Here is a 23,304-nt window from a genome sequence, read left to right as displayed (position 1 = left end):
GCACCCGCACCCGCACCCGCACCCGCACCCGCACCCGCACCCTGGACATCGGATTCTGGATCCCATGTCCAGTCCCACGCCGTCCCGTCACTCCCCCGCAACGCCGCGGATCGGATCCGGTCCACGGCCGGACGATGGCCCGTGGATCCGATGTCCAGGGACAGCAGCCGCCGTCGGTGCCAGCCGGGATGATCGCCCCGGGGCGGCGGTCCCGGTGCGGGGGCGTGCTCCGGATGGAAGACCTCCCAGCCCTTGGCGCCGTGCCGGAGGAGCCCCGCGCCCGCCGGGACGGGTCCGCCGCAGCGGGCGCAGGAGGCGTCGTACTCGTTGGCCCGCTCGGCCGGGCTCATGACGTGGCCGACCCGTCCCGGTACGCCTCCAGGAGCCGCAGCCAGGCCTCGCTCAGGGTGGGATAGGACGGAACGGCGTGCCAGAGGCGGGCGATCGGGACCTCGCCGGTGACCGCGACGGTGGCCGAATGGAGGAGTTCGCCGAGGCCGGGGCCGACGAAGGTGGCCCCGACGACGGTCTCGCGCTCCAGGTCGACGACCATGCGGGCGCGTCCCCGGTACCCCTGGGCGTACAGGTTGGCGCCGGCGACCGAGGTCAGGTCGAGGTCGACGGCCCTGACCCGGCGCCCCGCGGCCTCGGCGGCGGCCAGCGTGAGCCCGACGGCGGCCGCCTCGGGGTCGCTGAAGACGACCTGGGGGACGGCGGCGTGGTCGGCGGTGGCGCAGTGCGGCCCCCAGGGCGAGGTGTCCACCGCCCCGTCGCCGGTGGCCCGGACGGCGATGGCGGCTCCGGCGATCCGCGCCTGGTACTTGCCCTGGTGGGTGAGCAGGGCTCGGTGGTTGACGTCCCCCACGGCGTAGAGCCAGTCGTGCCCCACGACGCGCAGGCTGTCGTCGACCGTGAGCCAGGAGCCCGGTTCCAGGCCGACGCTCTCCAGGCCGATGTCCTCGGTGCGGGGCCGGCGGCCCGTCGCGAACAGCACCTCGTCGCCCTCGACGTGGTCGCCGCCCTCGAGGACCACGGTCACCGGGCCGGTGCCCCCGTCGCGCACCACCGCCGCGACGGAGGTGCCGGTACGGATGTCGGCGCCGCGCTCGGCGAGGGCGTCGGCGACGAGCTCGCCCGCGAAGGGCTCCATCCGGGGCAGCAGTCCCCCGCCCCGGACGAGCAGGGTCACCCGCGAGCCGAGCGCCTGCCAGGCGGTCGCCATCTCCACTCCCACCACTCCCCCGCCGACGACGACCAGGCGCTGGGGCACCCGGCTGGAGCTGGTCGCCTCGCGGCTCGTCCAGGGGTGGGCGCCGGGCAGCCCCGGCAGGTCGGGGAGGACGGCGCGGCTGCCGGTGCAGACGGCGACGGCGTGCCGGGCGGTGAGGACGTGGCGGTCGCCCTCGGGACCCTGGACGACCACCTGGCGGGGGCCGTGCAGGCGGCCGTGGCCGCGGTGGAGGTCGGCACCGGTGGACTGCACCCAGGCCACCTGGCCGTCGTCCTTCCAGTTCCCGACGACGGCGTCGCGGTGGGCGAGGACGTCCTGGGCGTCGAGCGGGTGATAGGCGTGGCCGCGCAGTCCGGCGACCCGGCGGGCCTCGGAGCGGGCGATGGCGGGCCGCAGCAGCGACTTGCTGGGCATGCAGGCCCAGTACGAGCACTCACCGCCGACCAGCTCGCCCTCCACGACCGCCACCGTCAGTCCCGCCGCCCGGACCCGGTCCACCACGTTCTCGCCCACCGGTCCCGCGCCCAGGACCACCACGTCGTATTCGAAGGTCATGAGCTCCAGTCTGGGGGTGACGTCGGGAATCGGCGTGGAATAGCGCGGCTCGATACACCGTTGTGCGTGGCGTGTCCCGAGGGGACCGTAAGGAATCCGTCAGGAGACCGGCCCGGAGAGGTAGGAAGAATGAGCACCGTAGAGCTCACCAAGGACAACTTCGACCAGATCGTGAGTGAGAACGACTTCGTTCTGATCGACTTCTGGGCTTCCTGGTGCGGTCCGTGCCGTCAGTTCGGTCCCGTCTTCGAAGCGGCCTCCGAGCGCCACGAGGACCTGGTGTTCGCCAAGGTGGACACCGAGGCGCAGCAGGAGCTGGCGGCCGCCTTCGAGATCCGCTCGATCCCGACCCTGATGATCGTGCGCGACAAGGTCGCGATCTTCGCGCAGCCCGGCGCCCTGCCGGAGGCGGCGCTGGAGGACGTCATCGGCCAGGCCCGAGGCCTCGACATGGACGAGGTGCGGAAGTCCATCGCCGAGGCGCAGGCCCAGCAGGGCCAGTGACCACGTGAAGGGGCGGCCCGGCGCGTCCGGGCCGCCCCTTCACCTGTGCGGGTGAGCGCCCCCGCGCGCGGATGCGGGAGGGTGCCCCGCCTTTCCCGTACGCGAGCCGGCCGGCCTCGGCCTTCCCGAGAGCCGGCCGACTCCCCGTACGCGGGTGGGCCGGCCTGCCCGTACGCGGGGTGGCCGGCCCGTTCGCAGGGGCAGATGAGCGGGCGTCACCTGCGCGGTGAGGCGCGGGGGGCGTGGGGGCCTGGGGTTCCGCCCCCACCCGTTCCGTCAGCAGGTGCTGTCAGCGTTCCAGGACCAGCGCGAGGCCCTGGCCCACGCCGATGCAGAGCGCGGCGAGGCCCGTGCCGGAGCCCGCGGCGGCGAGCTGGTGGGCGACCGCGCCGGCGAGCCGGGCGCCGGAGGCGCCGAGGGGGTGCCCGATCGCGATGGCGCCGCCACGCTGGTTGACCACGGCGGGGTCGAGTTCCGGCCATTCCGCGAGGCAGCCGAGGGCCTGGGCGGCGAAGGCCTCGTTCAGCTCGAAGGTCGTCAGGTCGGAGAAGTCCCGGCCCGCCTTGTCCAGGGCCCGCCGCACGGCCTCCACCGGACCGAGCCCGAAGAGCTGCGGCTCGATGCCGGTGACGGCGGAGGCGCGGATCCGGGCGAGCGGCTCGCGGCCGGTCTCGCGCAGCCCCTCCTCGTCGACGAGCAGCAGGGCCGCGGCGCCGTCGTTGAGCGGAGAGGCGTTGCCGGCGGTGACCGTGCCTCCGTCGGTGCGGAAGGAGGGCTTGAGCTTGGCCAGGGCCTCGGGAGAGGTGCTGTCGCGGATGCACTCGTCCCGCGCGAGGTCGACGCCCTCGTAGGGGACGACCTCGCCGTCGTAGAGGCCCTTGGCCCAGGCCTCGGCGGCCTTGCGGTGGCTCGCGAGGGCGAAGGCGTCCTGCTGCTCACGGCTGATGGCGTGCTTGTCGGCGACGAGTTCGGCGCCCTCGCCGAGGGACACCGTCCACTCGGCGGGCATCCGCGGGTTGGTCATGCGCCAGCCGAGGGTCGTGGAGTGCAGCTGCTGGTGCCCGGCGGGGAAGGCGCGCTCCGGCTTCTGCAGCACCCAGGGGGCGCGGGACATCGACTCGACGCCGCCCGCGACGGCGACGGAGGCGTCGCCGAGGGCGATCGCGCGGGCGGCCTGGATGACGGCCTCCAGGCCGGAGCCGCAGAGCCGGTTGATGGTGACGCCGGGGACGGAGGTGGGCAGCCCGGCGAGGAGTACGGCCATCCGGGCGACGTCGCGGTTGTCCTCGCCGGCGCCGTTGGCGTCGCCGAAGTACACGTCGTCGATCCGGGCGGGGTCGAGGTCGGGGGTGCGGTCGACCAGGGCCCGCACGACGTGGCCGGCCAGGTCGTCGGGGCGCACCGAGGAGAGCGCACCGCCGAACTTGCCGATCGGGGTGCGGACGGCGTCGACGATGTAGACGTCGCGGATGCTCATCGGTTCTCTCCCACGTGACCTTCGCTTACGGGCAAACGGATGCGGAAGCGAAGAAGCTGTTCGCCTGGTGAAATATTCTTCGTCACCGCGGGCCCGAGTCTCCGCCCCCTCTCCCGCTCCTGTCAACGCCCCCTCGCGCCGTCCCCGGGCCCCTGATCAGTGCCGTCAGGCCGTAGTCGAGCTCCCTGCCGTCGACGAGCAGCGCCTCCACCGTCCGCGTCTCGGGATCGATGTCGGCGACCAGGCCGTGCCCCTCGTAGATGGGGTACCCCGTCTCACCGGTGCGGCCGGTCGCCTCGACGACCGCCGAGCGGACGGCACTGTCCTCTATGGAGGCGTCACCACGGTCCTCCACGTGCGCGGACACCAGCAGGATCTCGAACCGCTTCGGATATGTGCTCATGCACCGACGCTAAGACGACGGACGGCGGCGCGCCCGGCCGGACGCGCGGACCGTGCGCGGCCCGGCCGGACGCGCACGACCGGACACCCCGACGGGCGCGCTCAGCTGGACTCGCGGTGCACCACCCGGGAGGCGAGCAGCTCCTGCCGTTCCGGCGCCGCGTCCGGCTCGCGCACCGCCCGGTCGACGAGTTCGGCGAGCCGGCGGCCGACGACCATGTCGATGTGCACCGTGCTGAGCCGGGGCCGCAGGAGGCGGCCGAGGACCAGGTCGTCCGAGCCGACCACGGCGGTCTCCTCGGGGATCGCGACCCCGGCGTCCTGGAGGGCGCGCATGAGGAGCATGGCGTACTCGTCGTTGTAGCCGAAGACCCCGTCGAGGCCGAGCTCGCGCCAGCGCCCGGCGAGCACGTTCGCCGCCTCCTCCTCGTAGGGCAGGGGCAGCGGCACGACGGTCGCGCCGGCCTCCGCGGCCGCGGCGCGCACACCCTCCAGGCGGGGGCCGGAGAACATCTCCAGGCCGGGCTCCTGCGGCATCACGACACCGATGCTGCGGCAGCCGCGCTCGATCAGGTGGTCCCCGGCCACCCGGCCGACCTGCGACTGGTCCATCACGAGCGCGTGGGTGCCCGGCACCTGCTGCGGTCCCACCGAGATGACGGCCCTGGCACCGGAGCGCTTGAGCAGTTCCACCCCGGCCGGGGTCAGCTCGACCTGGCCGAGCGAGACCACCGCGACCGGGCGCAGCTCGGCCCAGGCGCGGGCTGCCTCGTCGGCGTCCAGACCGACGCTGCCGTACTGCACCACCGTGTAGTCGAGGCGGCGCAGGGCCCACTGCAGGTCGTTGAAGAAGCGGCTGTACAGCGGGCCTATCGGCACGTGGGCGGTGGGCAGCAGGACCATCCGGCTGTGGCCGGCGCGGAGGCTGCGGGCCGCGGCGTGCGGGACGTAGCCGAGTTCCTCGGCCGCCTCCCGGACCCGACGGCGGGTGGGCTCGCTGATCCGTACGGCCGCCGTGTTGTTCAGGACGTAGCTCACGGTGGCCCGGGACACCCCCGCGAGCCGCGCCACGTCGGCGCTGGTGGGGACGGAGCGTCCGGTGGAGTTCTTGGGTGACTGGCTCATCGATCCGGCATCTTTCCAGAACGATCCGGCGCAGGGTCTGGCGGATGGCCGGATTCGAGTGCTACACAAGGTTTACACGAGTCACTGACACGTGTAACCCATCGCTCATCCTTCCGCTTCCCGCCCCCGCATCGGGCGATCACCCCAGGAGGGCACCGTGGCCCTTTCCTCCCCCGGCACGTCCCCCGGCACCGCCGAGGACTCCGGTACCGCCTCCCCCGCCGCCCCCCGGCCGACCCGGGGACTGCTCCCCCTGCTGCTCGCCGGGAACACGGCGATGTACGCGCTGTACGTAGGCGTGCCCGGCATGCTCCTCGCGCTCCAGATCGAGGAGATCGCCCCGGCGGACAAGGTGGCCAACTTCGGTCTGGTCTCCGGCATATCGGCGATCTTCGCGACCGTCTTCAACCCGGTGGCCGGCGCGCTCTCCGACCGCTCGGGACGCCGCAACCCGTGGATCCTCGCGGGCGGGCTGCTGGCCCTGCCCGTCATGCTGCTGCTCGGCAGCGTGCACACGATCCTGCTGGTGACGATCGCCTGGTGCCTCGGCCAGGCCGTGATGAACGTCTACCAGGCCGCCATCACCTCCGTGGTGCCCGACCGGGTCCCGCTCGATTCGCGCGGCAAGGCCTCGGCCGCCGTCGGCCTGGGCCTGCCCATCGGCTCCACGATCGGCGCCCTGGTCGGCGCCGCCTTCTCGGAGGACTACCGCACCGGATACCTCGTCTTCGGCGCGATCGTCGCGGCCACGGCCCTCCTCTTCACCTCCTGCGCCCGCGAGCAGCGCATGGCGCCCAAGGCCCCGATGCCGGTCAAGGCCCAGGTCGCGGCCTTCGGCAGCGCGCTGAAGGACCACGACTTCCGCTGGGCGTTCATCGGCCGGGCGCTGCTCATCCTCGGCTACTTCGCCGTCGCGGGCTTCCAGTTGTACGTCCTCAAGGACCGCACCGACCTGCCCGCAGGACTCGGCGCCGAGGAGGCGGTGGCGATCCTGACCCCGCTCAACGCCGTCGCGATGGTCGTCTCCACCGTGCTCGGTGGCTGGCTCTCCGACCGGTACGACCGGCGCAAGCTGTTCGTCGGCGCCTCCGCCGTGCTCGCCGCCGTCGCCCTGCTGATCCCGGCCGTGTCGAACAGCTGGACCGCGATGCTGGCCTTCTCCGTGGTCAACGGCCTCGGTTTCGGCTGCTACATGGCGGTGGACACGGCGCTGGTGACGATGGTGCTGCCGAAGGCCGAGGACGCGGCGCGCGACATGGGCGTGCTGAACATCGCCAACGCCGGACCGCAGATCGTCGCCCCGTTCGTCGCCTCGACGATCGTCTCGCTCAGCGGCGGATACACGGCGCTGTTCCTGGTCGCCGCCGTACTGTCGGTGCTCGGCGCGCTCGCCGTGCGCCCGATCCGTACCGTGCGCTGAGCCGCCGCGCCGCGCACCACGCAGAGAGGCACCGCCCGTGCAGCTGCACACGAGGACCTGGGGGGCCGGGGAGCGCGTGGCGCTCCTGGTCCACGGCATCATGTCCGACCACCGCACCTGGCGGCGGGTGGGACCGGCGCTCGCCGGGCGAGGCTACCGCGCCGTGGCGGTCGACCTTCGGGGTCACGGAGCGAGCGGACGGGCGGCGGGTCCCGCGGGGTACGCCCCGCGGGACTACGCGGACGATCTCGTCGAAACGCTGCCCGCCGGGGCGGAGTTGGCGATCGGGCACTCGCTCGGCGGTCTCGCCCTCGCCCTGGCCGTGGAGCGGCTCGCCCCGCGGCGCGCGGTGTACGTGGACCCGGCCTGGCAGCTGCCGGCGGGCCGGCACGGCTACCGTCCGGAGCTGTTCACCGACGCCAAGCTGCTGACCCGGGAGCACGTGCGGATGTTCAACCCGCGGTGGGCGGAGGAGGACCTGGACGTCGAGCTCGACACCGTACGGATCTGGGACGAGAGCTCGGCCCACGGTCTGGTGCCGTTCACCGGGCGGGACCTGGGACCGGAGCGTGCCGCACGGCCGTCGCTCGTCATGCTGGCCGACCCGAGCATGCTCGTCCCCGCCGAGCGTGCCCGGACGCTGAAGGAACGCGGCTTCGAGCTGCGGACGGTGGCCGGTGCGGGCCACACGATCCAGCGGGACGACTTCGACGGGTTCATGTCCGCCCTGGAGGGCTGGATCTGACGTACCTTTTGGTCATGGACGACGCTTCGATGGTGGGACTGCTCGGCCGGGTGACCGGCACCGTCGGGCCCGGCCTCGTCGGTGAGGTGATCGTCCGCATCCGTGGCGGAGCCGAACACTTCCTCGCCTACTCGGCCTCGGGGAGGGACCGGATCGAGACGGGAACGGTCGTGATGGTCGTGGAACATCTCCCTCCACGCACCGTGTATGTCACAGCCGCGTACGACAGTTGACCGATCCATTGAGCGCGGCGCGCCCCGGGCGCACACTCCCTTCACCGGAACCGCACGGGTCCGGTGAAGGGGGACCAGCCCATGAGCCTCTGGATACTGGCGGGCGCCGTCGTCGGCGCCGTCGTCTTCCTGATCGCTCTGTTCAAACTGATGTGGCGCGTCGCGGAACCCAACGAGGCGCTGATCATCTCGGGTTCGAACCACAAGACGGAGGGCCTCGGCGAGGGCATGGGGTTCCGGATCGTCACCGGACGGGGCACGCTCGTGATGCCCGGCGTCCAGGCGGTGCGGAAGCTCTCGCTCGACCTCAACGAGACGCAGCTGTCCGTGGAGTGCGTCACGCACCAGGGCATTCCGCTGAAGGTGCGGGGTGTCGTCATCTTCAAGGTGGGCGACGACTTCGTGTCGATCGCCAACGCCGCTCGCCGCTTCCTCGACCAGCAGAAGCTGATGTCGGAGCGGGTGCACATCGTCTTCGCCGGTCATCTCCGCGCCATCGTGGGCGGGTTGACGGTCGAGGACATGATCCGTGACCGGGAGAAGCTGACCGGTCAGGCCCGTTCCGCCTGTGGCACGGAGATGGAGAAGCTGGGTCTGATCGTGGACTCGTTGCAGATCCACGAGATCGAGGACCCCACGGGCTACATCAAGAACCTGGCCGCGCCGCACGCGGCGGCCGTGCAGCGCGACGCGCGCATCGCGCAGGCGGAGGCCAACCGGCGGGCGACCGAGGCGGAGCAGCAGGCCGCCGCGCGCATGTCGGAGGCGACCAGGGACAGCGAGATCCTCCAGGCGGGCTACCAGGCCGAGCGCGACCAGGCGTCCGCGAAGGCCCGGCAGGCCGGTCCGCTCGCCGACGCGGCGTCCCGCCAGGAGGTCGTGGTCCAGGAGACCCGGGTCGCCGAGCTGGAGTCCCACTTCAAGGAGCAGCAGCTCCAGACGGAGGTGCGCAAGCCGGCCGACGCGCGCGCCTACGAGAAGCGGACGCTGGCGGCGGCGGAGCGCGACGCCCGCATCCTGGCGGCCGAGGCCGAGGCGAAGCAGACCGAGCTGGCGAGCGCGGCGGCGGCGTCGGCGACCCGGGTGACGGGTGAGGCGGAGGCCGCGGCGGCCCACGCCAAGGGTCTGGCGGTGGCCGAGGCGACGCGGGCGAAGGGTCTCGCCGAGGCCGAGGCGATCAAGGCGCGGGCGGCAGCCCTCGCCGAGAACCAGGAGGCCGTCGTCGCGCAGCAACTGGCCGAGCGGTGGCCGGAGATCGTGGAGGCGGGCGCGTCCGCGTTCGGCAACGTCGATCAGATGGTGCTGCTCAACGGCGCCGACGGCATGTCGGAGATGTTCGCCAAGGCGCTCACGATGGGCGGGACGGGGCTCGGGCTCGCCCGTCAGCTGCTCGCCAACATGAAGCCGGACGGTCCGGCCCCGTCCGCGGCGGCGGAGGTGGTGGTGCCCGCGCCGCGCGCGGAGGAGATCCCGGTCGGCGACGACGCCTAGCCGGGGGCACGGAGCGGGGCCCGGTGCCGTCCTGGCGCCGGGCCCCGCTCGCGAGCCGCTGCGCGGCCGTGGGGGCCGGTCAGCAGTGCTCGTCCTTCTTCACGGCGCCCAGGACGGCGGTGCCGTCGGGGGCGAGCTCCTGGGTGCATATCTTCCAGTCGGCGGCCGCCGGCGAGTCCACCGGGACGATCCGGCCCTTTCCGGAGACGTCGTCGACCCGCAGGCCGCCGGTCAGCTGGCTGTACGCGCCCGCGACGCTGCCGCCGATCATGTCGGGCAGGCCGCCGCCCCGGCCCGACGTCTCCGTCGGGGCGGTGGTGGCCGTCGGGACGGTGGCCGCGGGGACCGTGGGTGTCGGTGCGCTCTGCGGATCCGTGGAGGACGTGCAGGCGGTGAGTCCGGCGAGCAGGGCGATGCCGAGGACCGCGGTGGTACCGGTGGTGCGCATGTTCCCCCTAGGGACGAGCGTGAATGGAGGTACATCATCCACGCACCGTCCCGACTGCGGTCACCCGCCTGTCAGTTGTGCCCGAACTTGCGCTCCTTGCGGTGGGACGGGACGTCGATGGCCGGGCGTGGCGCCTCGGGCAGGGACGAGCGCGGGCTCGTCCTGGTCTCGGTCGCCGTCGCCCGATGTTCGTGGCCACCCGTACGGGCACCCTTGTTGACCCGGGTCTGTTTCTTGCCCACGATCGTGCCTCCCGTGGTCGGGGAACTTCTTCCCAGACTCGCACGGGGGTACGAAACCTGCACGTCAGGCCGGGCGTGTCGGCGCGGGCGGGCGCTACGGTGCCGGGATGACGATGCCGACGTACACGACGACCGAGGCGGACCCGTACGCCATCGGGCCGGTCCGCACCTCCTACGCGCCCGCGCACGACGGGGACCCCGATCCGGGGGAGATCGTGTGGACCTGGGTGCCGTTCGAGGAGAACGACGGGCGGGGCAAGGACCGCCCGGTGCTCGTGGTGGCGCGGGAGGCGGAGGGCACGCTGCTCGCCGTGCAGCTGTCGAGCAAGCGGCACGACCACGACCGCGAGTGGGTGGCGATCGGCGCGGGCTCGTGGGACTCCGAGCGGCGCGACTCGTGGGTGGATCTGGACCGGGTGCTGCGGGTGCACGAGTCGGGGATGCGGCGCGAGGCCTGCGCGCTCGACCGGCCGCGCTTCGACCGGGTGGTCGGCCGGCTGATCGAGCGGTACGGCTGGTCCTGAGCGCTCAGGACGGGCCGATGACGCTCCGGAAGGCCCCCAGGGTGGCCTGGTCGCGGGTGCGGTCGAGGATCGCGAAGACGATCTCGTCGAAGTGCCGGGCGAACCGGCCGTCGCCGGTGAGCAGCGCCTTGAACGTGCCCGCGACCCGGGCGGGGTCGTTCTGGAAGACGCCGCAGCCCCAGGCACCGAGGACCAGCCTGCGGTAGCCGTGCGCGGCGGCGGTCTCCAGGACCCGCTCGGCGCGGGAGGCGAGGGCCGCGGGGACGCGGTCGGCGAGCTCGGGGGTGCGGCGTCGGATCACCCCGGCGTTGGGCGCGGGCGAGGTGAGGAAGCCGACCGTGAAGGGCTCGTCGAGCAGGTGTCCGCGGTCGTCGCGGAAGACGGGCACGCCGGGCGAGTGGATGACCCGGTCGGAGTAGAAGGCGTCCCTCCCCCGGCCTCCGGCCGGGGCCCCCATCTCGCTCCGCTCGGCCCGGTGGTGCTCGTAGTACTCGGGGGCGCGCAGCAGGGTGGCGTGGAGGGCGGAGGAGCGGCACAGGACCTCTTCCTGCGCCTGGGCGCCGTTCAGGTAGCCGCCGCCGGGGTTGCGGGCGGAGGCGAAGTTGAGGACGGCCACCGGGGCACCGGCCGCGGCGAGGAGCATCCGGCGGGCGGCGGCGAGGCTGCTCTCTCCGGTGACCTGGAGGGTGGTCGTGCGGTCGGTGTCCGGGCTGACGGGCACCGGTTCGGGGCCGTGGAGGCGGGTTCCGGCCAGGGCGGCGGCCAGCTGTTCGGCGAGGGGGACGGTCCGGCCGTCCGGCGCGGTGTAGCGGCCCGCGGCCACGATCTCCTCGGTCTCGCGGGCCAGGGCCCGCAGTCGTGCGCTCATGAGCCGAAAGCATGATCGACTCCCTTCGGGGGCGGCAACGGGTTTTCCGGCCCTGTCCGGCTGGGGCGCGAGAGGCGCTCTTGCACGCCTGTGCCGGGTGGCTTTAGGTGGAATCAGCGCTTTCCCAGGAGGTGGAGCGATGACGACACCGTCGTCGAGCGGCATACCCAGGGGCGGTCCCCCTCTGACCGAGGAGGATGCCGAGGACCTGCTGCGATGTATCTGTTTCAAGACGGGACCGCCGCGTACGGTCGGGGCCGAGCTGGAGTGGCTCGTCCACGAACTGCGTGATCCGCGCCTTCCCGTCCCGCCGCACCGGCTGGCCGCGGCGATCGACACCGTACGGGCCCTGCCGCTGGTCGCGGCCCTCACTTTCGAACCCGGCGGGCAGCTGGAGCTCAGCTCGCCTCCCGCCGCCTCGCTCATGGAGTGCCTGGACTCGCTCGCCGCCGATCTGCGGGCGGTGCGGGAGGCACTCGCCCCGCTCGGACTCGGCCTCAGCGGCTACGGGGTCGATCCCTGGCACGCGCCGCGCGCGCGGGTGCTGCACGAACCCCGCTACGACGCCATGGAGCTGGTCCTCGGCAGGACCGGACCCTCCGGGCGGGCGATGATGTGCGAGTCGGCCTCCGTGCAGGTCTGTCTCGACGCCGGTCTCGACGGGCCGGGGCCGCTGGGCTACCGGCGACGCTGGCGGCTCGCGCACCTGCTGGGCGCGGTGCTGGTGGCGGCGTTCGCCAACTCCCCCGTGCACGGCGGGCGCCGGACCGGCTGGCGCTCCACCCGGCAGCTGCTCTGGGACGAGCTCGACCCCTCACGGGCGCTCGCCCCGTCCCCGGACGGCTCGGCCGACGGGACGCCGTACGGGGAGCCGCGCGCCGCGTGGGCGGCGCACGTCCTGGACACGCCCGTGATGTGCGTACGGATGCCCCAGGGGCCATGGCCGGTGCCGGAGGGGCTGACCTTCCGGGAGTGGCTGCGCACCGGCGGGCCGCGCCGGGCCGACGCGGACGACCTGCGCTACCACATGACGACCCTCTTCCCGCCGGTCCGGCCGCGCGGGCACCTGGAGCTGCGGATGATCGACGCCCAGTCCGGCCCCGACGGGTGGATGGTGCCGATCGCGGTGACCACCGCGCTCTTCGAGGATCCCGTGGCCGCCGAGACCGCCCACCGGGCCGTGGATCCGCTGGAGGCGCTCGCGGGACAGGCTCCGGCGCCGCGCAACCCGCTGTGGCGGATCGCCGCCCGGGAGGGACTGACGGACCCCGCCCTGCACCGGGCGGCGCTCGACGTGTTCCCGGCGGCCCTGGAGGCGCTGCCCCGGATCGGGGCCTCGCCCGAGGTGGTGGGCGCGGTCGCCGCCTTCCACGAACGGTACGTGATGCGGGGCTGCTGCCCGGCCGACGAGCTGCAGGAGGTGGCCTCATGACCGCACAGGAGACCGCGCCCGACGAGGAGCGGATCGACGAGCACGCGCTGCGCCTGCGGGTGGTGACGGCACTGACCACGGCGCGGGACCGGACCGAGTTGCTCACCTCCTGCGTGGAGGATCCCGAACTGACCGCCCAGCACTCCCCGTTGATGTCCCCGCTGGTGTGGGACCTGGCACACATCGGCAACCAGGAGGAGCAGTGGCTCTGGCGGGCCGTGGGCGGCCGTGAGGCGCTGCGGCCCGAGATCGACTCGCTGTACGACGCCTTCGAGCACCCGCGGGCGACCCGGCCGTCACTGCCACTGCTCGCGCCCGCCGAGGCGAGGGCCTACGCGACGGACGTACGCGCCCGGGTCCTGGACGTCCTCGACGGCACCCGCCTGGAGGGCCGGCCGCTGGTGGAGTCCGCGTTCGCCTTCGGGATGATCGCCCAGCACGAACAGCAGCACGACGAGACCATGCTGATCACCCATCAGCTGCGCACGGGCCCTGCGGCACTCACCGCCCCCGCACCGCCCGCGCCCACCGCGGACCTGCCCGCGCGGACCGAAGTCCTGGTACCCGGTGGCCCGTTCACCATGGGCACCTCGGACGAGCCGTGGGCGCTCGACAACGAACGGCCCGCGCACACCCGGATCGTGCCGGCCTTCCTCATCGACACGACCCCGGTGACCAACGGCGCCTACCAGGCCTTCCTCGCCGACGGCGGCTACCACGACGAGCGGTGGTGGCAGGCCGAGGGATGGGCGCAGATCCGCGAACACGGCATCGAGGCACCGCTGTTCTGGCGGCGCGAAGGCGGCCGGTGGCTGCGCCGCCGCTTCGGGGTCACCGAGCCGGTGCCCGAGGACGAGCCGGTGCTGCACGTCAGCTGGTACGAGGCGGACGCCTACGCCCGCTGGGCCGGGCGACGGCTGCCCACCGAGGCCGAGTGGGAGAAGGCGGCCCGGCACGACCCGGCGACCGGGCGCTCGCGGCGCTACCCCTGGGGCGACGCCGACCCCGGCCCCGGGCACGCCAATCTGGGGCAGCGGCACCTGGGGCCCGCGCCCGCCGGAAGCTTTCCCGAGGGAGCGTCCCCGCTCGGGGTGCGCCAGCTGATCGGCGACGTGTGGGAGTGGACGGCGAGCGACTTCCTGCCGTACCCGGGCTTCCGCGCCTTCCCGTACAAGGAGTACTCGGAGGTCTTCTTCGGGCCCGCGCACAAGGTGCTGCGCGGCGGCTCCTTCGCCGTCGACCCGGTGGCCTGCCGGGGCACCTTCCGCAACTGGGACCTGCCGGTGCGGCGGCAGATCTTCGCCGGCTTCCGCACCGCCCGGAACGCGGAGCCGGTCTGATGTGCCGGCACCTCGCCTACCTCGGGGAACCGGTCGCCCTCGGCGAACTGCTGCTGCGCCCCCCGCACTCGCTGGAGCGGCAGGCCTGGGAGCCGCGGACGCAGAGCAGCGGACTGGTGAACGCCGACGGCTTCGGGGTCGGCTGGTACGCCGAGGGCGATCCGGTGCCCGCCCGCTACCGGCGGGCCGCGCCCATCTGGGGCGACCTCTCGTTCGCCGACCTCGCCCGGGTGGTGCGCACGGGGGCCCTGCTCGCCGCCGTACGCGGCGCCACCCTGCCGGGGGCGGACGGGGAGGCCGCCGCGGCGCCGTTCGGGGCCGACCGGTGGCTGTTCAGCCACAACGGGGCCGTCCCGGGCTGGCCCGGCTCCCTCGTCGCGCTCGCCGCGGCGCTGCCGGCGGCGGAGCTGCTGGCCCTGGAGGCGCGGACCGACTCGGCGCTGGTGTGGGCGCTCGCGCTGCACCGGCTGCGGGCCGGTGACGCGCCCGACCTGGCGCTCGCCGACACCGTGCGGGAGGTGGCCGAGGCCGCCCCCGGCGCCCGGCTCAACCTGCTGCTCACCGACGGGGCGACGATCACGGCGACGGCCTGGGGGAACTCGCTCTGGTACCTCACCGGGCCCGGCCGGACGGTCGTGGCCTCCGAACCGTACGACGACGATCCGCGCTGGACCGAGGTGCCGGACCGCACGGTCCTCACCGCCTCCCGCGCCGACGTCGTCCTCACCCCGCTCAAGGAGCCCTCCCCGTGAGCCCCTTCCAGCTGACCCGCACCCTGCCCGAGGACGCCACCGGCGCCGCGCTGCGCGCCGATGTGCTCCACGGCCTGACCCGCAGCCCGAAGGAACTGCCGCCGAAGTGGTTCTACGACGCGCGCGGCAGCGAGCTCTTCGAGGAGATCACCCGGCTGCCCGAGTACTACCCGACCCGCGCGGAGCGGGAGATCCTCGCCTCCCGTTCACACCAGATCGCGGCGGCGACCGGCGCGCGGACCCTGGTGGAGCTCGGGTCGGGGTCGTCGGAGAAGACCCGCCTCCTGATCGACGCGCTGCTGCCGGAACTGGACGCGTACGTGCCGGTGGACGTGTCCGAGTCCGCCCTGAGGGGGGCGGGCGAGGCGCTCCTCGACGAGCGGCCCGGGCTGCGCGTGCACGCCCTGGTCGCCGACTTCACCCACGGGCTCGACCTGCCGCCGACGGTCGGGCCCCGGCTCGTGGCGTTCCTGGGCGGCACCATCGGCAATCTGCTGCCCGAGGAGCGGCGGGAGTTCCTGCGGGGCGTCCGGGCGATGCTCGTGCCCGGGGACGCCCTGCTGCTCGGGACGGACCTGGTGAAGGACGAGGTCACGTTGGTGGCCGCGTACGACGACGCGGCCGGCGTGACGGCGGAGTTCAACAAGAACGTGCTGGCCGTCGTCGACCGGGAGCTGGGGGCCGACGCCCATCCGGAGGACTTCGACCACGTGGCGCTGTGGGACCGGGAGCACGAGTGGATCGAGATGCGGCTGCGGGCGCGGCACGCGCTCGCGGTGAAGATCCCGGAGCTCGATCTGGTGGTGCCGTTCGAGGCGGGTGAGGAGATGCGGACGGAGGTGTCCGCGAAGTTCCGTCAGGAGGGGGTGCGGGCGGAACTCGCGGAGGCGGGCTTCACGCTCTCGCACTGGTGGACGGACGAGAAGGAACGGTTCGCGCTCTCCCTGGCGACGGTGGACTGAGCGGCGAGGGCGAGGGCGCGGCGGTCCGGATACCGCATGCTGGATATCGGATCCAGTATGCGGATCTCGGCCTCGATCCGCCGCGCCGTCGCGATCCGCCAGAGCGACGCCCCGAGGGTGTCCTCACCGACGAAGGCCGCGGGCCCCACCGGCCGGTAGTCGATCCGCACGGGCTGGACATCGGATCCGCTGTCCAATGCGGCCTGGAAGGCAGCACGGCGGAACACGCCCCCCGCCCGCCCGCACCAGGTGGAGCCCTCCGGGAAGACCACCACCCGGCCGCCGGCCGCGAGGGCGCGGGTCATCGCCTCGACCGTGGCCGGCAGGTTCCTGATCCGGTCGCGGTCGACGAAAAAGGTCCCGCCGAGCGCGGCGACCGGGCCGAGCACGGGCCAGCCGCGCACCTCGCGCTTGGCGAGCGTACGGCCCGGCAGCACGGCCGCGACCAGCGGGATGTCCAGCCATGAGACGTGGTTCGCGACGACCAGGAGCGGTCCGGCCGCGGGAGCGTGCGCGCCCGTGACCCGGACGCGCACGCCGAAGGCGCGCAGCACCACCCGGCACCAGAGCCGTACGAGGAGCAGGCGCCGCCCCGCCGGCAGCGGGGCCGCCAGCGGGGCGAGCAGGACGCCGGCCAGCACCGCGGCGAGCCCGGCCGCCAGCCGGAGCACGCCCTGGACGGCGCCGGCGCGCGGGGCGGCGGGGCCGGGGTGGGCGGCGCACCGGCCGGGCGTGCACGGCGCCGTGGGGAGCCACGGCGACGGGGCCGTGGAGGCGGTCACCGGGCGGGGGCGAGCGAGAGGAAGTGGCGCAGGTAGCGCGGGTTGGTGCGGCGCAGCGAGAGCAGCACGTAGAGGTCGGCCACGCCGAAGTCGGGGTCGTGGGCGGGAGCGCCGCAGACCCAGGCGCCGAGCCGCAGGTAGCCGCGCAGCAGCGGGGGCAGCTCGACGCGGCCCTCGGCTGGGGCGACGCCCTCGGGGGTCCAGAGGCGGTGCGGGGTGACCCAGTACTCCTCGGGGGCGAGGTGCTTGGCCTTGACGGTGTCCCAGGTGGCGGAGGCGAGGGTGCCGCCGTCGGCGAGCGGGACGGAGCAGCAGCCGGCCAGCCAGTTGTGCCCGGTGCGGGTCATGTAGCGGGCCAGTCCGGCCCACACGAGGGCGATCACGGCGCCGTTGCGGTGGGCCGGGTGGACGCAGGAGCGGCCGACCTCGACCAGGTCGTGGCGGATCGGGGCGAGCCGGGTGAGGTCGAACTCGCTCTCCGAGTACAGCCGTCCCGCGACGGCGGCCCGCTCGGGCGGCAGCACCCGGTAGGTGCCGACGACCTCGCCGGTCTCCTCCTCGCGCACGAGCAGGTGGTCGCAGTAGGCGTCGAAGGCGTCGCTGTCGAGGCCCGGTTCGGGCCCGTCCAGGCGAGCGCCCATCTCGCCGGCGAAGACCAGGTGGCGCAGCCGCTGGGCGGCGCGGACGTCCTCCTGGTCCTTGGCGAGGCCCACGACGTAGCGGGGCTGCGGCTCGTCCACGGGCTGCGGCTGGGCCGGTACGGCGGCGAGGGTCTCGCGGGCCGGTCCGGCGACTGTCTGGGCGAGGGGTACGGCGGCCATGGCGGGCTCCTCCGGCACTACGGAAGGGGACGGTCGGAGCCGGGCCGTGCGAGCGGTGGCCCGGCTCCTCGTTTCTTCCGTTCGTGGCTGGATTCGACGTGACCGTGCGGGGGCCGGTTGGTGTGGAGGCGCTGAATGGTGGGCTGAGCGGTTATTCGGCGAGGGAGTCCGTGATCTGCTCGGACGCGCTCTTGGCGGCCTGCGCGGGGTCGTCGCCCGAGAGGACGGCGGTCATGTACGGCTTGATGGGGTTGTCGGCCTCGACGTCGGCCCACTGGGGCGAGTTGGGGGTGGCCCGGCCGCGGGCCGCGCCGACAGCCATGGTCGCGGTGGCCTCCTGGCCGGCGACGACGGAGGCGAGGGAGCTCTTGTTCGGGACGTAGTTCATGGCGCGGGCGAGTTCGCCCTGCCACTTCTCCCCGGCGAGCGCCTTGACGACGTCGAGGGCGGCGGAGAGTTCGGGCGCGTTCTCCGGGATGATCAGGTCGGAGCCGCCGGTGAAGACGGCGCAGGGCTGTCCGGCCTTCTTGCCGGGGATCGGGAAGAAGCCCAGTTTGTCCTTGAGCCCGGGGTTGGCCTTGGTGATGACGGGTATGGCGCTGGGGGTCGCGATGATCTGGGCGACGTCGCCGCGGGCGAACACCTCGGCCTGCGGCGGGGTCTGCTCGTCGGCGTTCCTGGGGCCCTTGCCGAGGGCCTGGAGGTCCTTGTAGAAGTCCATGCCGCGCAGGGCCGCCGGGCTGTCGAGGGCGCCGGCCCACACGCCGCCCCTGTCGACGGCGAGTTCGCCGCCCTCGTCCCAGATGAAGCCGGAGAGCGTGTACCAGTCCTGTCCGGCGAGGTAGATGCCCTGGTTGCCGTCGCGGTTGAGCTTCTCGGTGTCGTCGAGCCACTGGCGGCGGGTGGCGGGCGGCTTGACGCCGGCATCGGCGAAGAGGTCCTTGTTGTAGATGACGACGCGGTTGGCCGCGTACCAGGGGATGCCGTACTGGGCGCCGCCGATGCTGCCGGGTTCGGCGAGGCCGGGGAGCCAGTCCTGACCGCCGAGGTCGCGCACCGACTCCAGGGTGAGGTCGTAGAGCTTGTCGGTGTCGGCGTACTGGGCGACCTGGGTGTTGCCGACCTCGATGACGTCCGGTCCGCCCGGCCCCTCGATGGCCTCGGTGACCTTCTTCCCGATGCCGGTCCAGTCCTGGATGGTGACCTTCAGCTCGACCCCGTCGTGCTCGGCCTCGTAGGCCTCGGTGAACCGCTGGAGGAAGTCGTCGCTGACGCTGTCGCGCATCAGCCAGACGTTCACGGTGCGGTCCTTGCTCCCCCCGCCGGGAAGGAGGCCGCACCCGGCGAGGGAGAGGGCGGAGAGGACGGCCAGGGCACAGACGAGACGCCGGTTCTTCACGTAGGTCACCTTCTGCAGGGGCTGCTGACCCGACGTGGGGGGACCGAACGGAAGGTTCGCGCGGGCATGTGGCCTGGATTCTGGTCTGGACCAATGCGGATGGTCAAGTCCTCTACCAACTCCTGCGTCCGCCGCCCGGCCGGCGGCGGACGTGTCGCGGACCTCGGCCCGGTGGGGCACGGTGGAGGGAACGCACCGAGGGCATCGAGAGGAGTCCGGCTTCCATGTCGAACCACACCTACCGCGTCACCGAGATCGTCGGCACGTCCACCGAGGGCGTCGACCAGGCCATCCGCAACGGGGTCGAGCGGGCCTCGCAGACCCTGAGGGGCCTCGACTGGTTCGAGGTCACCGAGGTGCGCGGGCATCTCGTGGACGGGGCGATCGAGCACTACCAGGTCGGCCTGAAGGTCGGCTTCCGCCTGGAGGAGGGTGCCTGAGGCCGCCGCCTCACGCCCGCCCGTCCACCTCCTGCGCGTCCCGCAACGCCTCCGACGGCACCGCCCACCGGGCGCGTACGACGCTGAAGCCCGCCGCCTCGGCGGCGTCGCAGACCAGCTCGTCGTCGTCGACGAGGACGTGCACCTCGCGGTCGCGTTCCAGCCGGCGCAGCACGTCCAGCTTGGTCAGGCGCGCGGGCCGGAAGTCGCGGCCGCGGCGCATGTGCACCGGACCCTCCGGGAGGCCGTGCGCGGCGAGCCAGTCGAGGGTGTCGCGGCGGCAGCGTTCGGGCCGGCCGGTGAGGTAGACGATGTCGCACTCCTCGGCGGTCCCGCGGCAGAGCTCGACGCCCTCGGGGAGCGGCGGGTCCTTGGGGGCGGCGGCGAAGAAGCCCTCCCAGTCACGGGGGCGGCCCTCCAGGAAGTGCTGCCGGTGGGCGGTGGAGGCGAGGGTGTTGTCGAGGTCGAAGACGGCCACGGGCCTGCGGTGTCGGATCACTCCCCCAGGGTAGGCAGCCGCCGGCACCGGGGAATCCCCGGCGCCCCGCGCTGTTGAACCCTGTGTGAGCAGCATGACGACCCCCCTCGACGGCGTCCGCCTCTCCGTCCTCGACCGCTCCCGCACCCGGGAGGGCGAGGACGCCGCGCAGGCGCTGCGGGACACCGTGCGCCTGGCCCGGGAGGCCGAGGCGCTGGGCTACCACCGCTTCTGGGTGTCGGAGCACCACAGCGTGCCGGGGGTGGCCGGCTCGTCGCCGACGGTGCTCGCGGCGGCAGTGGCAGCGGCCACGTCGCGCATCCGGGTCGGCACCGGCGGGGTGATGCTGCCGAACCACCGGCCGATGGTGGTGGCGGAGCAGTTCGGGGTCCTGGAGGCCCTGTTCCCGGGCCGGATCGACATGGGCCTGGGCCGTTCGGTGGGCTTCACGGACGGCATTCGGCGGGCCCTGGGCAGGGAGAAGGAGGACGCCGACCGGTTCGCCGCGCAACTGGACGAGCTGCTGGGCTGGTTCACCGGCGAGCAGACCGCGCACCCGCAGGTGCACGCCCGCCCCGCGGAGGGCCTGCGGGTGCCGCCGTACGTCCTGGCCACCGGCGAGGGCGCGGCGATCGCGGCCGCGGCGGGGCTGCCGCTGGTCATCGGCGACCTGCGCGGCCGGTCCCGGCTGCTCGACGCGATCGACGCCTACCGGGCCGCGTTCAGGCCCTCGGCGTGGTCCGCGGAGCCGTACGTCGTGGTCGCGGGGACCGTCGTCGTGGCGGACGGCGAGGAGGAGGCGCGCCGGCTCCTGGTGCCGGAGGCGTGGTCGCTCGCCCAGTCGCGGACCCTCGGGGTCTTCCCGCCGCTGTCGCCGCCGGAGACGATCGAGACGCTCGCCATGACGCGGAAGCAGCGGGAGCTGTACGCGTCGGGCCTGAGCGGCCATGTGTGCGGTACGGAGGACCAGGTCGCCGACGCGCTGCAGGCGGTGGTCAAGGAGACGGGCGCGCAGGAGATCCTGGTGACCACGAGCACCTACGACCGGGGCGCCCTGCTCGACTCGTACCGCCGGCTCGCTCGCCTGGCGGGCCTGACCAGGGCAAACACCACGATCCCCGCCTAGAATCGTCGGATGCGCGACCCCGGCACCGAGACCCCCGGCCCCTCCCCCGCCGCTCCCCACGACCCCTTCGTCCGGGTCAGGGGAGCCCGCGAGCACAATCTGCGCGGTGTGGACGTCGACATCCCGCGCGACGCGCTCACGGTCTTCACCGGGGTGTCGGGGTCGGGGAAGTCGTCGCTGGCGTTCGGCACCATCTACGCGGAGGCGCAGCGCCGCTACTTCGAGTCGGTGGCACCGTACGCCCGGCGGCTCATCCATCAGGTCGGGGCACCGAAGGTCGGGGAGATCACCGGCCTGCCGCCGGCCGTCTCGCTGGAACAGCGCCGCGCGACGCCGAACGCGCGCTCCTCGGTGGGCACCGTGACCACGCTGTCCAACTCCCTCCGCATGCTGTTCTCCCGCGCGGGCAGCTACCCGCCCGGCGCGGAGCGCCTCGACTCCGACGCCTTCTCCCCCAACACCGCCGCCGGGGCGTGCCCTTCGTGTCAGGGTCTGGGCCGGGTGCACGACACCAACGAGGAACTCCTCGTCCCCGACCCGGGGTTGTCCATCCGGGAAGGTGCGATCGCCGCCTGGCCGGGGGCCTGGCAGGGCAAGAACCTGCGGGACGTCCTGGACACCCTCGGCCACGACGTGGACCGGCCCTGGCGGGAACTCGACGCGAAGGACCGCGAGTGGATCCTCTTCACCGAGGAGCAGCCGGTCGTCACCGTCCATCCGGTGCGGGAGGCGGACCGCATCCAACGCCCTTACCAGGGCACGTACATGAGTGCCCGGCGCTACGTGCTGCACACCTTCTCCGACTCGAAGAGCGCCACGCTGCGGGCGAAGGCCGAGCGGTTCCTGACGAGCGAGCCGTGCCCGGTGTGCGGAGGCAGCCGGCTGCGGCCGGAGGCGCTGGCGGTGACCTTCGCGGGTCGCACGATCGCGGAGCTCGCCGGGCTTCCGCTGACCGACCTGGCCAGGACGCTGGACGCGGCGGGCGGCACGGAGACGGCCCGGGTGCTCACCGGTGACCTGGTGGCGCGGATCGCCACGGTCACGGAGCTGGGCCTCGGCTATCTGAGCCTGGACCGGTCGACGCCGACGCTGTCCAACGGGGAGCTGCAGCGCCTGCGGCTCGCCACGCAGTTGCGGGCCGGGCTCTTCGGGGTGGTGTACGTGCTCGACGAGCCTTCCGCGGGACTGCACCCGGCGGACACGGAGGCGCTGCTCGTGGTCCTGGACCGGCTGAAGGCAGCCGGCAACACGGTGTTCGTGGTCGAGCACCACCTCGACGTGGTGCGGCACGCCGACTGGCTGGTGGACGTGGGCCCGCGGGCCGGGGTGCACGGCGGCCGGGTGCTGCACAGCGGTCCGCCCGGCGGACTCGCCGAGGTGCCCGGGTCGGCGACCCGCCGTTTCCTCTTCGACCGGGCGGCGGTGCCGGAACGGACCGCGCGTGAGCCCGCAGGGCGGCTGCGGACCGGCCCGGTCACCCGGCACAATCTGCGCGGTCTCGACGCCGCGTTCCCGCTGTCGGTGCTGACCGCCGTCACCGGGGTGTCGGGGTCGGGGAAGTCGACCCTGGTGGGCGCCCTGACCGAGGCCGCGCAGGAAGCGGAGGCCGTGACACGGGTGGTGACGGTGGACCAGAAGCCGATCGGGCGCACCCCGCGCTCCAACCTGGCCACGAACACCGGGCTGTTCGACGTCGTGCGCAAGCTGTTCACGGCGACGGACGAGGCGGTGGCCCGCGGGTACAAGGCTGGCCGGTTCTCCTTCAACGTGCCGGGAGGGCGCTGCGAGACGTGCCAGGGCGAGGGGTTCGTCTCCGTCGAGCTGCTGTTCCTGCCGAGCACCTACGCGCCCTGCCCGGACTGCCACGGCGCCCGCTACGCCCCGGAGACGCTCACGGTGCGGCTGCGCGGGCTGACGATCGCCGAGGTCCTCGACCTGACGGTGGAGGCGGCCGCCGAGTTCTTCGCGGACACGCCGGCGGCGGCCCGCAGTCTGCGGACCCTGCTCGACGTCGGCCTCGGCCATCTGCGGCTCGGGCAGCCGGCCACGGAGCTGTCGGGCGGCGAGGCACAGCGCATCAAGCTGGCCGCCGAGCTCCAGCGGCCGCGCCGCGCGCACACCCTCTACGTCCTGGACGAGCCGACGACGGGCCTGCACCCGGCCGATGTGGAGGTGCTGATGCGCCAGCTGCACGGGCTCGTCGACGCCGGGCACACGGTGGTCGTCGTCGAGCACGACATGGACGTGGTCGCGACGGCGGACTGGGTGCTCGACATGGGCCCGGGCGGCGGCGACGAGGGCGGCCGGATCGTCGCCGAGGGACCGCCGGCCGCCGTGGCCGGGACCCCGGAGAGCCGCACCGCGCGCTTCCTCGCGGCCAGACTCGCCCGGTGAGCCGCGACTGCCGGACGGAGGTGTACCCAGGTACACCCCCGTCGGGCAGTCGCCTCCAGGGACCGTTCCCGCGCCGGACGGCAGAGTCGACGGTGACGGAGACGGACCGGGCG

General features: G+C 73.7%; 24 protein-coding genes. 13 read left to right on the top strand and 11 right to left on the bottom strand.

Annotation, left to right across the window (positions count from 1 at the left end; translation table 11 throughout):
• Positions 1 to 346 precede the first annotated feature (346 nt).
• Positions 347 to 1,786 (bottom strand): NAD(P)/FAD-dependent oxidoreductase, encoded by a 1,440-nt coding sequence (locus tag AB0M16_RS05255; RefSeq protein ID WP_365338942.1) that lies wholly within the window; start codon positions 1,784 to 1,786, stop codon positions 347 to 349.
• A 129-nt stretch (positions 1,787 to 1,915) separates the two neighbouring features.
• Here AB0M16_RS05255 and trxA point away from each other — a divergent pair, with 129 nt between their 5' ends.
• Positions 1,916 to 2,290 (top strand): thioredoxin, encoded by a 375-nt coding sequence (gene trxA, locus AB0M16_RS05250; RefSeq protein ID WP_365338940.1) that lies wholly within the window; start codon positions 1,916 to 1,918, stop codon positions 2,288 to 2,290.
• A 289-nt stretch (positions 2,291 to 2,579) separates the two neighbouring features.
• Here the strand turns inward: trxA and AB0M16_RS05245 are convergent, their stop codons facing one another.
• From AB0M16_RS05245 to AB0M16_RS05235, 3 genes are all read right to left on the bottom strand, one after another.
• Positions 2,580 to 3,767 carry a thiolase family protein gene (locus AB0M16_RS05245; protein WP_365338938.1) on the bottom strand — a complete coding sequence of 396 codons (1,188 nt, stop codon included), beginning with the start codon at positions 3,765 to 3,767 and terminating at the stop codon, positions 2,580 to 2,582.
• An 82-nt stretch (positions 3,768 to 3,849) separates the two neighbouring features.
• Positions 3,850 to 4,170 (bottom strand): hypothetical protein, encoded by a 321-nt coding sequence (locus AB0M16_RS05240; protein WP_365338936.1) that lies wholly within the window; start codon positions 4,168 to 4,170, stop codon positions 3,850 to 3,852.
• 101 nt (positions 4,171 to 4,271) lie between these two features.
• Positions 4,272 to 5,294: a LacI family DNA-binding transcriptional regulator gene (locus tag AB0M16_RS05235; protein ID WP_365338934.1), complete on the bottom strand. Its 1,023-nt coding sequence runs from the start codon at positions 5,292 to 5,294 to the stop codon at positions 4,272 to 4,274.
• A 157-nt stretch (positions 5,295 to 5,451) separates the two neighbouring features.
• Between AB0M16_RS05235 and AB0M16_RS05230 the strand changes: the two genes are divergently transcribed.
• The 4 genes from AB0M16_RS05230 (at position 5,452) to AB0M16_RS05215 (ending at position 9,183) form a co-directional block, all read left to right on the top strand.
• On the top strand, positions 5,452 to 6,714 hold the full coding sequence (locus tag AB0M16_RS05230; protein ID WP_365338932.1) for an MFS transporter: 1,263 nt from the start codon (positions 5,452 to 5,454) through the stop codon (positions 6,712 to 6,714).
• A 37-nt stretch (positions 6,715 to 6,751) separates the two neighbouring features.
• Positions 6,752 to 7,459, top strand: coding sequence for an alpha/beta fold hydrolase (locus AB0M16_RS05225; RefSeq protein WP_365338930.1), 708 nt, complete (start codon positions 6,752 to 6,754; stop codon positions 7,457 to 7,459).
• Positions 7,460 to 7,473: 14 nt separating this feature from the next.
• Positions 7,474 to 7,692 (top strand): hypothetical protein, encoded by a 219-nt coding sequence (locus tag AB0M16_RS05220; RefSeq protein WP_365338928.1) that lies wholly within the window; start codon positions 7,474 to 7,476, stop codon positions 7,690 to 7,692.
• An 81-nt stretch (positions 7,693 to 7,773) separates the two neighbouring features.
• Positions 7,774 to 9,183 (top strand): SPFH domain-containing protein, encoded by a 1,410-nt coding sequence (locus tag AB0M16_RS05215; RefSeq protein WP_365338926.1) that lies wholly within the window; start codon positions 7,774 to 7,776, stop codon positions 9,181 to 9,183.
• Positions 9,184 to 9,262: 79 nt separating this feature from the next.
• Here the strand turns inward: AB0M16_RS05215 and AB0M16_RS05210 are convergent, their stop codons facing one another.
• On the bottom strand, positions 9,263 to 9,631 hold the full coding sequence (locus AB0M16_RS05210) for a hypothetical protein (RefSeq protein ID WP_365338924.1): 369 nt from the start codon (positions 9,629 to 9,631) through the stop codon (positions 9,263 to 9,265).
• A gap of 71 nt (positions 9,632 to 9,702) precedes the next feature.
• The gene (locus tag AB0M16_RS05205) at positions 9,703 to 9,873 is read right to left on the bottom strand and encodes a hypothetical protein (protein ID WP_365338922.1); all 171 of its coding nucleotides are present in this window, start codon (positions 9,871 to 9,873) and stop codon (positions 9,703 to 9,705) included.
• A gap of 107 nt (positions 9,874 to 9,980) precedes the next feature.
• Between AB0M16_RS05205 and AB0M16_RS05200 the strand changes: the two genes are divergently transcribed.
• Positions 9,981 to 10,397 (top strand): type II toxin-antitoxin system PemK/MazF family toxin, encoded by a 417-nt coding sequence (locus tag AB0M16_RS05200; RefSeq protein ID WP_365338920.1) that lies wholly within the window; start codon positions 9,981 to 9,983, stop codon positions 10,395 to 10,397.
• 4 nt (positions 10,398 to 10,401) lie between these two features.
• Here the strand turns inward: AB0M16_RS05200 and AB0M16_RS05195 are convergent, their stop codons facing one another.
• Positions 10,402 to 11,265: a TIGR02452 family protein gene (locus tag AB0M16_RS05195; protein WP_365338918.1), complete on the bottom strand. Its 864-nt coding sequence runs from the start codon at positions 11,263 to 11,265 to the stop codon at positions 10,402 to 10,404.
• A gap of 139 nt (positions 11,266 to 11,404) precedes the next feature.
• Here AB0M16_RS05195 and egtA point away from each other — a divergent pair, with 139 nt between their 5' ends.
• From egtA to egtD, 4 genes are read left to right on the top strand one after another with little or no spacing between them, the layout of a single operon-like run.
• A complete protein-coding gene (gene egtA / locus AB0M16_RS05190; protein ID WP_365338916.1) occupies positions 11,405 to 12,697 on the top strand; it encodes an ergothioneine biosynthesis glutamate--cysteine ligase EgtA in 1,293 nt (430 codons plus the stop codon).
• Positions 12,694 to 14,037 carry an ergothioneine biosynthesis protein EgtB gene (gene egtB / locus AB0M16_RS05185; protein WP_365338914.1) on the top strand — a complete coding sequence of 448 codons (1,344 nt, stop codon included), beginning with the start codon at positions 12,694 to 12,696 and terminating at the stop codon, positions 14,035 to 14,037. Before egtA ends, egtB begins: the two co-directional genes overlap by 4 nt.
• The gene (egtC, locus tag AB0M16_RS05180; protein ID WP_365338912.1) at positions 14,037 to 14,789 is read left to right on the top strand and encodes an ergothioneine biosynthesis protein EgtC; all 753 of its coding nucleotides are present in this window, start codon (positions 14,037 to 14,039) and stop codon (positions 14,787 to 14,789) included. Before egtB ends, egtC begins: the two co-directional genes overlap by 1 nt.
• Positions 14,786 to 15,751, top strand: a complete 966-nt coding sequence (gene egtD, locus AB0M16_RS05175) for an L-histidine N(alpha)-methyltransferase (protein WP_365338910.1) — start codon at positions 14,786 to 14,788, stop codon at positions 15,749 to 15,751. The genes egtC and egtD overlap by 4 nt, the downstream gene beginning before the upstream one ends.
• Here the strand turns inward: egtD and AB0M16_RS05170 are convergent.
• The 3 genes from AB0M16_RS05170 to AB0M16_RS05160 all read right to left on the bottom strand — a co-directional run bounded on the left by AB0M16_RS05170 (position 15,646) and on the right by AB0M16_RS05160 (position 18,753).
• Positions 15,646 to 16,533: a lysophospholipid acyltransferase family protein gene (locus AB0M16_RS05170; RefSeq protein ID WP_365338908.1), complete on the bottom strand. Its 888-nt coding sequence runs from the start codon at positions 16,531 to 16,533 to the stop codon at positions 15,646 to 15,648. The genes egtD and AB0M16_RS05170 overlap by 106 nt on opposite strands.
• On the bottom strand, positions 16,530 to 17,354 hold the full coding sequence (locus AB0M16_RS05165) for a GNAT family N-acyltransferase (RefSeq protein WP_365338906.1): 825 nt from the start codon (positions 17,352 to 17,354) through the stop codon (positions 16,530 to 16,532). Before AB0M16_RS05165 ends, AB0M16_RS05170 begins: the two co-directional genes overlap by 4 nt.
• 151 nt (positions 17,355 to 17,505) lie before the next feature.
• A complete protein-coding gene (locus AB0M16_RS05160) occupies positions 17,506 to 18,753 on the bottom strand; it encodes an extracellular solute-binding protein (protein WP_365338904.1) in 1,248 nt (415 codons plus the stop codon).
• Between the two features lie 224 nt (positions 18,754 to 18,977).
• Here AB0M16_RS05160 and AB0M16_RS05155 point away from each other — a divergent pair, with 224 nt between their 5' ends.
• Positions 18,978 to 19,193: a dodecin gene (locus AB0M16_RS05155; RefSeq protein ID WP_365338902.1), complete on the top strand. Its 216-nt coding sequence runs from the start codon at positions 18,978 to 18,980 to the stop codon at positions 19,191 to 19,193.
• 10 nt (positions 19,194 to 19,203) lie between these two features.
• On the opposite strand, the gene AB0M16_RS05150 is transcribed toward AB0M16_RS05155, so the two are convergent.
• Positions 19,204 to 19,692, bottom strand: a complete 489-nt coding sequence (locus tag AB0M16_RS05150; protein ID WP_365338900.1) for a hypothetical protein — start codon at positions 19,690 to 19,692, stop codon at positions 19,204 to 19,206.
• 73 nt (positions 19,693 to 19,765) lie between these two features.
• Here AB0M16_RS05150 and AB0M16_RS05145 point away from each other — a divergent pair, with 73 nt between their 5' ends.
• Both AB0M16_RS05145 and AB0M16_RS05140 read left to right on the top strand, forming a co-directional pair.
• Positions 19,766 to 20,797, top strand: a complete 1,032-nt coding sequence (locus AB0M16_RS05145; RefSeq protein ID WP_365338898.1) for an LLM class flavin-dependent oxidoreductase — start codon at positions 19,766 to 19,768, stop codon at positions 20,795 to 20,797.
• A gap of 9 nt (positions 20,798 to 20,806) precedes the next feature.
• Positions 20,807 to 23,191, top strand: a complete 2,385-nt coding sequence (locus AB0M16_RS05140) for an excinuclease ABC subunit UvrA (RefSeq protein ID WP_365338896.1) — start codon at positions 20,807 to 20,809, stop codon at positions 23,189 to 23,191.
• The last annotated feature ends 113 nt before the right edge of the window (positions 23,192 to 23,304 follow it).

The organism is Streptomyces sp. NPDC051921 (assembly GCF_040680975.1).
GTDB lineage: Bacteria > Actinomycetota > Actinomycetes > Streptomycetales > Streptomycetaceae > Streptomyces.
This window is presented reverse-complemented; position numbering and strand designations above follow the sequence as displayed.